Raw genomic sequence first — 1966 nt, 5'->3', positions numbered from 1 at the left:
TCCTGTCTTTGACACTTGTAGAAGGAAAAAAGACGAGAAAATGCTGCTATTACAGCTTTTTTCGGCTTTTTTATTTTGTTAAAAAGTGCGTACCTTTTTCGTGGTTTTGGTCATTTTAAAAATTTTTTTCATTTTTTTTGTAGGTAGAATCTGATAGTCTGTTCGGAAGCCAAAGGCTTCATGTAGGGAATCTGTGAAATCTGTTCTAGTATAGGCCGGAATGAATCCCTCACCACGGAGTTCCATGAAGTTCATTTCCCTTAGTTTTGTGATGGTCTCTTGGCAAGTAAACTTTTCTCCCATTTTTTTCTCCAACACCCTCACTACCATAAGTGAGATGAAACAAGTCATAAAATGAGCAATAATGCGATCGTCACGACTCAGATAGACGGGTCTGGACCTCAGTTCACTTTTCATGATGCGAAAGCTTTCCTCGATTTCCCAACGCCTGTGGTTAATGGCTATAATTTCCTCAGCGGAACTTGCTAGATTCGTACATACAGCGTAAAAGCCATCATACCGAGCTTCTTTATTGATTACATCTTGATTTAAGGAGAAAGCAACCTTTTCTGCTTTCTCACCATCAGAGGTGTAGGGGATTTGCTCGATAAACCGTTTGTAGTCGTTCTGGTTGGCTTTCTTGAATTTTTGAGGAGCGGTATCAATTAATTTTTGTGCGCGCTCCACCTGACGATTGCGAATCTGCTCCTGATAAATGCGGTATTTCAGAGAATAAGTGACAATCAGTCTTTGTTCTAGACCATCTTCATTGATCCATCGCTCTTTATAAAAGTTCTTGTTCCGGTCTTCTTTCGAATCATAAGAAAGTTTCCTCACATCATAGCCATCTTCAGGGGATTCGTATTGGCCAGCTAGCCGCCAACCCTTCGGGTCCAACGCCCAATCCTTCAGATGGGCTTTCAGTTTTTTGACGGATTGAACAGTTATGAAGCCTCGGTTTCCTAGATTGTTATACTTGCGGTTAGCTGTCGATGCCAATCCTGCGTCTGTACAAACTATGAATTGAGATAATTCAAAATCTGAAAGGATCTTCTTCTCCAAGGGTTTCAAGGTTGTCTGCTCGTTCGTATTCCCCTTCTGAATTGAGAATGCCAGTGGCATGCCGTTTCCATCCATGAAAAGCCCCATTTGCACAATCGGATTGGGCCGATGCTCCTTCGACAAGCCGTATTGTTTTAACCCCTCCTCCTGTTCGATTTCGAAAAAGAAATTTGTACAGTCGTAGAAGAGGACGCGCGTATTCCGAGGAAGAATAGCCAGACTATTTTTATAGAGTTGGGCCTGAATCCAATCGAATTCCTTTGCCAGCACTTCCAGCGCTCGATATACATGCTGCAGTTCAAAAGAGGGTCGCTCCAGAAATTTTTGGGATAGTTCATGAGTGGCCCTCTTGGAAGCGGGATAAATGATTCGGCCGTAAATCAGATAGGAGAGGATGCTATTTAGATCAAAGCTGAACTTGTGCCGGTCGCTGATTGTTTGGCAAATCTTGTCTAACTTTAAATCATAATAAATATCCTGGAGGAACAGGTAGCCACCATTGAATAGACAAGGATGATTTTTTTCGATTTGTTTGATAGGGGATAAGGGAGCGAGGATTTCTCGCTGGTTTTCTTTTTCCTTCGCAGTAAGCTCCGACACATACGTTTTTGCCCATGCATAAGGATCTTGCCCATCCAGTTTTTCACGGAGTTCCTTTTCAGTGCCGAGCTTCTCTACCGTGATGGTTCGTTCCTTTCCGTTCTCATAGATGGTTTTGGTAACGTAGAAGGAGGCAGCGTTTTTAGATTTTGAAACTTTCAACCGCATAAGAACAGCCCCTTTTTATTTTCATTATAACAAATCACGCTAAGTCACGCAAAATATAACCGATAAATTTGACAAAAAAAATAAGCCCTATCGGGCTTTCCGGATGCTTTTTCGATTCGTAAGTGTCAAACTCCCG

Annotated in this window: 1 protein-coding gene; it reads right to left on the bottom strand. The window is 42.0% G+C overall.

Annotation, left to right across the window (positions count from 1 at the left end; all coding sequences use genetic code 11):
* Nucleotides 1-78: 78 nt before the first annotated feature.
* Nucleotides 79-1830 (bottom strand): IS1634 family transposase, encoded by a 1752-nt coding sequence (locus tag BMZ71_RS14500; protein WP_093234183.1) that lies wholly within the window; start codon nt 1828-1830, stop codon nt 79-81.
* Nucleotides 1831-1966: the final 136 nt, after the last annotated feature.

This window comes from Trichococcus flocculiformis, from assembly GCF_900113645.1.
In the GTDB taxonomy this organism is placed as follows: domain Bacteria; phylum Bacillota; class Bacilli; order Lactobacillales; family Aerococcaceae; genus Trichococcus; species Trichococcus flocculiformis.
Note: the sequence above shows the minus strand (reverse complement) of the source record. Positions and strands in the feature narration are given on the sequence as shown.